The organism is Mycobacterium sp. E3339 (assembly GCF_001666915.1).
Lineage (GTDB): Bacteria > Actinomycetota > Actinomycetes > Mycobacteriales > Mycobacteriaceae > Mycobacterium.
The window spans coordinates 1-8,295 of record NZ_LZIZ01000101.1; the positions used below are offsets into that span (position 1 = coordinate 1).

6 protein-coding genes and 1 pseudogene are annotated in these 8,295 nt (G+C 60.2%); 3 read left to right on the top strand and 4 right to left on the bottom strand.

All coding sequences use genetic code 11. From position 1 onward, the window contains the following. Positions 1-114 precede the first annotated feature (114 nt). Positions 115-1,143, bottom strand: a complete 1,029-nt coding sequence (locus A5702_RS26230; protein WP_156669547.1) for a hypothetical protein — start codon at positions 1,141-1,143, stop codon at positions 115-117. 158 nt (positions 1,144-1,301) lie between these two features. Further along, on the bottom strand, positions 1,302-1,694 hold the full coding sequence (locus tag A5702_RS25555) for a DUF732 domain-containing protein (protein WP_082956009.1): 393 nt from the start codon (positions 1,692-1,694) through the stop codon (positions 1,302-1,304). Positions 1,695-2,040: 346 nt separating this feature from the next. Between A5702_RS25555 and A5702_RS26235 the strand changes: the two genes are divergently transcribed. The 3 genes and pseudogenes from A5702_RS26235 (at position 2,041) to A5702_RS26240 (ending at position 5,714) form a co-directional block, all read left to right on the top strand. After that, the gene (locus A5702_RS26235) at positions 2,041-2,352 is read left to right on the top strand and encodes a hypothetical protein (RefSeq protein ID WP_156669548.1); all 312 of its coding nucleotides are present in this window, start codon (positions 2,041-2,043) and stop codon (positions 2,350-2,352) included. A 40-nt stretch (positions 2,353-2,392) separates the two neighbouring features. Beyond that, a pseudogene (locus A5702_RS27270) lies at positions 2,393-3,541 on the top strand (serine/threonine-protein kinase); the annotation flags it as partial. Positions 3,542-5,261: 1,720 nt separating this feature from the next. Beyond that, positions 5,262-5,714 carry a hypothetical protein gene (locus A5702_RS26240; protein ID WP_156669549.1) on the top strand — a complete coding sequence of 151 codons (453 nt, stop codon included), beginning with the start codon at positions 5,262-5,264 and terminating at the stop codon, positions 5,712-5,714. Between the two features lie 756 nt (positions 5,715-6,470). On the opposite strand, the gene A5702_RS09630 is transcribed toward A5702_RS26240, so the two are convergent. Together A5702_RS09630 and A5702_RS26680 are read right to left on the bottom strand one after the other, a co-directional pair. Then, complete coding sequence (locus tag A5702_RS09630; protein ID WP_068220185.1) at positions 6,471-7,493, bottom strand: AAA family ATPase; 1,023 nt, start codon at positions 7,491-7,493, stop codon at positions 6,471-6,473. After that, on the bottom strand, positions 7,490-8,295 hold an 806-nt coding region (locus A5702_RS26680; RefSeq protein WP_197506533.1), incomplete at its 5' end, for a hypothetical protein. The genes A5702_RS09630 and A5702_RS26680, both read right to left, overlap by 4 nt.

An 8,295-nucleotide genomic window follows, 5' to 3' on the forward strand; every position in this document is an offset into this window, starting at 1 on the left:
GCTGTCGCCAGACGAGCTACGAGACCTGTGCCAAGGAACCGGGTTCGACGTCGTTAGTCCGTTTGATGTCGTCGGTGAAGTGTATGGGTGTGGCGTCGCGTCCACTGAGATGGCTCAATTCGTTGACGGAGAGGCGACGGTACCGAGCTTTACACCGACGACATCAAACGGACTAACGACGTCGAACCCGGTTCCTTGGCACAGGTCTCGTAGCTCGTCTGGCGACAGCGAAAACGATGTAACTCCGAGGTTGTGGTCAATGCCAAAGAACTGTTGCACCTGCATCGTTTGATCGACAGCGACGATGTCTTCGCGGGTGGAATCGGTAAATGGAATAGCAAACGGGAGCCCGTTGGGATGCGCGAAGCGCGCCCGAAGGTTCCAAAGGAGCGCGAGGTCCTGGGTGCTGTCGGTCCGGTAGACGATCAGCAGGTTCGAGCCGTACCGGGACAGTGCAGATGACTGTCCCCAGGTGAATCTCGACGTGGACGGGAACCCTTTGTTGTATCCGCCAATGACACTGATAGGCAGCCGGACTCCTGTCAGATTGATCGCCGAGATCCATTCCAGATCCAGAATTCGCGGAATCAAGTCTTGCAGCGAAGGCTCCCCATCGACTGACCTGACATCCACCAAATCGCCAAAGACCAAGTCCTCCCGGAGGCCCTCCCGCCTGTTCTGCTGTCGGTCCGGCACATTGGGTAGGTCACCGAACATCACTACATAAGCGGGGTACCAGGGGCTGCTTACGTCTACGCCTCGACATGTCTGAACCCGAGGCCGATCCTGCAAGTAAGCGACCTGGCGCAACAGATAGCGAGCGGCGTTCGCCGATCGGTCCGAGTAGCGCCGCTCAACCTCCTCTGGGAGCAGAGTTCGACAATCTAGCCCGTCAACATTACTCCTGAGCAACACCCCTTCGATTCGCTCGTCCAAGTCACTTGCGCCAGGATCAACACAGATCAGCGGGAAAAACCCGCCTGCCCATCGGGTACAGAGCGCGTTGATTACATCTCGGAGATCTTCGATCGACTCCGATCGGACCGCAACTGCCGTGATTTTAGGGCGCAGTTGCCGCTCGACTGAATAGACGCCGGTCAACAGATCTTCTGTCAGCAGTGGCCAAAGGTCCATGGATGGCACTTTGCCACCTTGGACTTACGCATTCTGGGTCGGCCACGAGCAATGTCCCGGCCGCTCGAATATTTTGCAATCCTGAACACCCGCGGCCCAGGCGGGATACCGCGGGGCTCCGGGGCACGTTTCAAAGACCCGGAATAACGCCCATTCGTGACTTGCGGTCAATGAGATCCATGCGACGCTCCAATCATTGGCGCATCAGGACACAGGTCGGACACGGCGACCGAGACCATCTCGCGGGCCTGGTCCCGGGTCAAGTCGACGTGCTTCCAATACAGGTCGGCCTCGATGTCGGGCTTCCCGCCGCTGGCGATATCTCCGCAAAACTTCCACCCGTCATTGGCGATCAACCGTGGGGTAGGGCGCGGGCGAATTCCCCGTGCCGCCAGATCATTGACGAACTGCTGCTCATTGGAGCACAGGATGTCGGGGCTTTCGTTGACACCGCAAGCCCACGCCGTGGGGGCGGGCCCGTAGGTCAGCCCGGCAACTACTGAAGAACCGACCAGGAAAGCACCGGCGAGGTTCCTAAGGTGTTCTTTCACTTCTCGCATGCTCGTGCCGCCTCACACGACCTTTGCTGTGTCCACCCATGTTGGGTTTGTCGCTCGGCCAGCAGAAGGGTCTTTTGGCATTCAGGGGTACGTACCTCCGTCATCGTCAGCGTGTATGCATTTGCTCCGGCCCATGACGATGGCTCCGCCGACGCCCCAGTGGCATGAAGACGACAGGAAGATGGCCCGTGCTCGTAGCCGCTTGCCTTTGACCCGCAACGGCGGGCCAAACGTCCCTATCAAAACGTCTTGCTCGGCGCGGAGCCTTTAAGTACCCATACCGCGATGCCAAAGCTAACGAGTCACCACTTCAAGGAACCGCTCACCACAGCACGGAGGTGTGACCATGAAGAAGGGTCTTACCGCTGCGATGATCGCACTCGGTGCCACAGTCGCGCCCTACCTGGCCCCGCAAGCTCAGGCAGATACTTTCTATGCTCCCGATTATTTGGCCTGCTTGCGACAGTATCCAGGGTTGACAATCAGCGATTCAGATGCGGCGGTACAGATGGGTCTGGACATCGTCCGCCAGGCACGGGCGGGCGGCATGCTTTCACGCCCCGACGTCGATCTCCCTCCAAAGATCGCACAGCAATATGGCGTGGACGTACACGCTGCACAGTGGTTCGTGCGCTGTGCGCTTGACAGCACACACTGAGAGGAGCCGCGGTGCATCTGCTGTTCGTAGTATGCGGCTCATGCCACTGAACGCGGGGGAAACTTTTGCTGGCTACCGGATCGTGCGCCTGCTGGGATCCGGGGGGATGGGCGAGGTCTATCTTGCTGAGCATCCGCGGCTGCCCCGTCGTGACGCACTCAAGGTTCTCCGGGTAGACGTATCGGCTGACCCTGAATATCGCGCTCGCTTCAACCGCGAGGCCGATCTGGCGTCAAAGCTGTGGCATCCCCACATCATCAGTGTCCACGACCGCGGTGAGTGCAACGGCCAGTTGTGGATCTCCATGGACTACGTTGACGGCACCGATGCCGCTCACATGCTGCGCGACCACTATCCAGCCGGGATGCCCGCAACCGATGCGATCCGGATTGTCAACGCTGTGGCCGAGGCGCTTGACTATGCGCATGCCAGGGGCCTCTTACATCGGGATGTGAAACCGGCCAACATTCTGCTGGCGGAACTTGAAGATGGTGAACGACGAATCCTGTTGAGTGACTTCGGTGTTGCTCGCGATGTCGAGGATGTCAGCGGCCTTACCGCAACCAACATGACCGTCGGAACGGTGGCCTATGCCGCTCCTGAACAGCTGATGGGCTTACCAATCGACGGCCGGGCAGACCAATACTCGCTGGCCGCGACCGGCTATCACCTGTTGACCGGGTCGACGCTGTTTCCAAGTTCCAATCCGGCTGTCGTCATCAGCAGGCATCTCAATGCGCCACCCCCGACCCTTGCCGAGAGTCGCCCATATCTTGCGCCCCTCGATGCGGTCTTCGCCAAGGCATTGGCGAAAGATCCCAACGAACGGTTCCTCCGCTGTGTGGACTTTGCTCACGCACTCGCGGAGTCAAACATGGAACCCGCCAGTTCAGACCTGGGTAACCTGAGGACCCAGTCACCGGTCATACCACCGGTGTCGATCCCCCAGGGACCCATTGATCGAAATGCTCCGACCAATGGAGCGCCGGAGTCACAACTTCCGCATGGCAACGAGGTACGAATCCAACGGTCACGATTAGTGGTTGCAGCGGTCGTAGTATTTGTTGCGATATGCGTTGGCGGATTCTTCGCAGTTAAGGCCATCACTAAACCAGCTCGACCTGCACCGTTCTCCCTGATCGGCACACTGCAGCTGACCAGCGACAGCATCAAAACAACTGGCCTGCCCGGCGGATACAGCTGCGCCGGTGACCGCAGTGACAATGACATCGGACCAGGTGCGACGGTCACCGTGGCCGATGACAGGGGAAAGCTGATCGCGAAGGGTGGGATCGAAAGCAGCTACGCACAGCAGGGATCGTGTCTGTTTCTATTCAGGGTCAATGAGGTTCCCGGCGGGCAGAAGTATTACCGAGTGCAGGTCGCCCAACGTGGCGAAACCACGTATACCGAGGCCGAAGCCAAAGCCGGAATCAAACTGTCCCTCGTCAGCAGTGCCCCTGCCCCAACCGGCACTCCCCCACCCCGCATTCCCACACCGGCGACCGAGACACCGGAAGACCCCGAGTCGGCCAGCTTGGCCCAGCTGCGGCGGATCGCTAACCAAGACCACCCGTACGTGACCGACTGGCTTGCCGACCGCTGGGTACCCCAAATCAGTTCCAAGCGGGTAGGAATCGTCGCCGAAGGCACCGTCTGGAACAACGCAAAAATACTGAGTGAACACCTGCAGCTCCGGGCGCAATTTCCAGAAGCCAGACTGCTCTGGTCGGCGGACTGGTCAACGTTCGACGCACCCGACTTCTGGGTCACCATAGCTGGCGACACATTCCCGGATGCAGCAGGTGCGCTGACTTGGTGCAGTCGTAAAAATCTTGATCGAGACCACTGTTACGCCAAGCTGGTCAGCACAACGCACCCGGTCCACGGCAGCACTGCCTTCAACTAGTCACCCCGATGAGCTGGCACCGAACCGGTCAATACCAACACCAGCACGGACCGCGCCGGTGCACAGGATCTGCCCGGGCGGTCGAGGGTAGTAGCCGGACCAGATACGATCTTCGGCTTCCCCAGGGCAGTGTTCTCCGCGGTTGCGGTCCGTCGGAGGTGCTGTTGGCCTGCGGCCGGGGAGTGGGGTGGCAGACGGACCATCCAAGAGCCATTCACGCGACGGAGCAGACCGTCGATGCGGGCGTGAGTCAATTGGCCGCCAATTCGGGCACAACGGCCTAGCCCTGAAGGCCAAAGTCCTCTGCCGGTCGGCGGGACACACGAGCAATGTGCGCGGCAAGGCGGCGGAACCGCACCTTTTCGAGTATCACGCCGGTGGTCCGGTTACCTGCCTGCACGAGTTCTAGAGGACTGGGCATGGAGACACCGATGAAAATCACAGCGAAACTTGCAAGAGCCATTCATCGCCACACACGCTCCCCAATCAGAAGGCTGGGTCTGTTAGCCGCTGGCATTTGGCTAACCGGTGCCGCACTGCTGCTCACTACGCTGGGCTTTGGACTGGTAGCGGCACCGCAAATTCGCGCCGACACCCTTCAACAATGGGAAGGATCGGTATGTCAACCAGGAACCCTTGTCGCTCGCCATGCTTTCGATGCCCCGCACGCCACAGGCGCTGCCTGGTGCTGGGCTAGGACAAACGGAGTCTCAGTCTTCGAGGCCAGATTCCCCACACTAGCGGCGGCAGAATACGACGTTGACCATTTGTACTCGTACTACGGCGGACGCGGCGGAAGCTTCATCAACGTAGAGATGAGCGACCACACCGTCGTCGTGTTCTACGCCCCCGGAGATTCGGGTACAGCGCTGCGTCCATTGCGTGATTACGGATTTGTGGTGTTCCTATATGGACCAGGCGGAATACCCGTACCTGGACCAAGCGGAGTACCCGCACCTCTGGGCTGACTTACATCAACACCGGAAGAGTGGGTGTGACCGTGAAGAACATCGTGTCCGCCGTCCTGCTCGGCGTGGCATTGCCCGCGACGGCATTTCTTGCCCCGGAGGCTCACGCTTATCCGCTTCCCGACGAATGGATAACGGCGGTATGTGTACCGGGAACGTTCACCGGGATGGACCCAAACCCGGGACCAGGAGACAGACCAATGTCTCATGCGCTCACTGACGGGGGCTGTAAAGCAAAAGAGGGCACCGAAATCTTGGTACTAATCGGCACCTACTCGTCGAAAGGGGCCGCGATGGATGACTTAAAGCACGTATACAGCGGCATAGGTTATCCGAAGAATACGTGGAAACCGGGGACCTATGCCGGGGCCAGTTCCCAAAACAAAACCGAAGTAGTCGTGTTCGCGGCCCTGTTGTCAACCACGGCACTGAATCCGCTTAAGGCCTACAACTTCAATATCGACCCGCTGCCCTCACAGGTCTAGGAACGAAGGTTTGACACGAAAACTCGTTTCAGCGGTCCTGATCGCGTGACCGCGGTATCGGCCTGGAGCCCGTATGTGGACTTTATAGCCCAAGCCTCACGCCCGAGGGCCCCGCTGAGGGGCCAGCACCATCGGCGTGGATGGCGATGCTGGGGCCGAGTACAAGCAGGTCACGGTTCTGCTGATCCAGCTTCTGGGTTCAAACGGGAGACCCCATTTGGCGAGGAAATCTTCGTACTCCGCTACTTCGCTACAGCTATTCAATAGGTCTACGCCCCTTTGCTCCCAAGGCTTTCCTCAGCTTCTTGTGCATCTGCCGTTCCCAGTAGTCCACGATCCCATCAAGGTCGTGATGCCTCCGGGTGTGGACCCGCAAAGAGTTGTAGGTGAGCTTGTCTCTTGGGTCGCGGCCGTGGTTGAGCGGCTCAAGAAAGCCCAAGACGTCTACCAAGTTGATCCGATGTGACCTGCCACGGCCCAGACTGACCGGGACACCAACCCAGTCCAGCAGCTTGTTGACCAGAATGCGCACAGTCTCATCACGACAGACCCGGCAGCGTGGCTCCCGGGGGTTCACGTCCACCCGGTCAGCCTGGGGCTTGGTTCTCGTGTGCCGGAGGGTAATTACCGACGGGGTTGTTGTTCTAATTCCAGTCCTTCCGACCCCTAAGGGGGTGTCGGACTGGATGGACTCTGCCAGAGCTGGACTACGGGCTGGAATTGGGTTGGACGATTGGGCATCGCGGATCTGTTCCGTCACGGGCGCTGCTCTCCGGCGACAAAGCGAGACCGGCGGGCCGTCCCGATATTCTTGATCAACCCCTGTTCGGCCAGGACCTTCAAGGCTTGGTAGACCGAAGATTTGCCGACTTCCAGCGGGGCAGCAAGGCCGATCACCTGGGATGGGGTGAACCCCTCCGGAGGTGCTGAATTCCAGATGATGTCCAGAACGGTGCACTGAGACTTCGCCCGGAGCATCTGAAGTCCAGTGCTGGCATTGGAAATAACGAGCGTCGATCGGCACAGCGGGAAGGTGTCTGGCATCAGTTCCGGCGACACTGTGTGGGGGACCAAGGCGAAGTGATGATCACATCCCGCAGGGACATCTTTGTGCTTCTCGCAGTGGACGGTTGCCTGAAGCCCGCCGCCTTCCATCCGCAGATCAGACCAGACAGCACCGTCCCAGGCGTTAGACCCCCGGCCCGCTGTGCCCGTACGCGAGGAATGGTGGACACCAAAGACGGTGCAACCGGCGGCGGCCCGGATACTATCTGCGGCATCGATGGCCAATCCTTGCTGCGTCGCCGAATTCTCATCTAAGCCAACGGTGCATCGCGCACGGGTGTCCAGAACTAAGAGATCGGCGCACCGTTCAGTTACCACCTCGACGGCTTGCGCCACCTGGTCTTCGTCGCCGAGCTGCAGCGGCATATCTACGAAGAAGAGCTGTTCTTCCACCAGTGCCACATCGACACCCCAGACCTCGCACCAAGCCAACACGCGCTTTACAAGACCGCTCGCCCCCTCCGCAGCGACGTAGATCACGGTCCCCGCCCTCGGGACGGCGAAGTCCCCAAACGACTTACCGGCCGCCAGAGCACAACTCATCGCAATCGCAGCGAACGACTTATAGCAACCGGGCGGGCCAGCTAGCTGCGCAAGGGTATTCCGGTACAACAGCCCTTCGATAAGCGGCTGCACAGGCGGTAGATTCTGCAGGTCCGGAAGCCGCAACAATCTGTCTCTCAGATGCCGAGGGCCCTGCTGCTGGCCGGTCATGCCCGCACCAACGTCCACGTGCGCCCTCGAACCGGGGAATGCTGGTGGTGGCCAAGCTCCGATCTGGCGCGGCGGTGGTTGAAGGTGGCGACCCTGGCTTCGGCCCACCGGTAGGCGCTGCCGACCTCGTGAGGGGCGAGGTCGCGAGGTACACCAATTACCTGGCACCAGTGCTTGAGTGCGGATTCGAGAATAACCAGCGCCTGGTCGAGGCCACGGCGTGTGATGCAACCGAGCCGATGTGCCGCCGCCAGCCGCACACACCGGCTCATCGCCCACTGGTGTCTGCCTATCTCGGGCCGGTCAGACTCTTGGCACCAGGAGCGCACCATCGCGGTGACGTAAGCGCACGTATGGACACCGAACTTCCAGCTGTCCGGCGAGCTAATCGCATCCCCGCGGACGGGCCGGTCTGAGTCGATCTCCGGTGCCCACTCGTCGAGGAACGCCTCGACCTGATCGATAGTTAGCGGCGCACCGCTACCGCGGACTGCATAGACCTCAGCGGGGTTGGCGGGGTCCTTCCAGTTCGTTGTGCCCGGCACACGCAGGATGCGGGCAAGGTCGAAGACGTTATCGAGGCTCGCCTCGAAGTCGCTGGCCACCCTAGTGGCCAGACGCCCGAAGCGGCGAATGAGTCGGTACGCCCGCTCCGACCGCTCCTCTGTGTCCAACCCGCCGTTCTCGATTGCCCATACGGGCTGAAGACCGTGGCCGGAGTGAATCTCGACGGACGGAAAGCTGCCGAGAAAGCCTGAGAAGACGCTGACAAACTCGATGGCCTTGTCCAGGTCCGGGAACG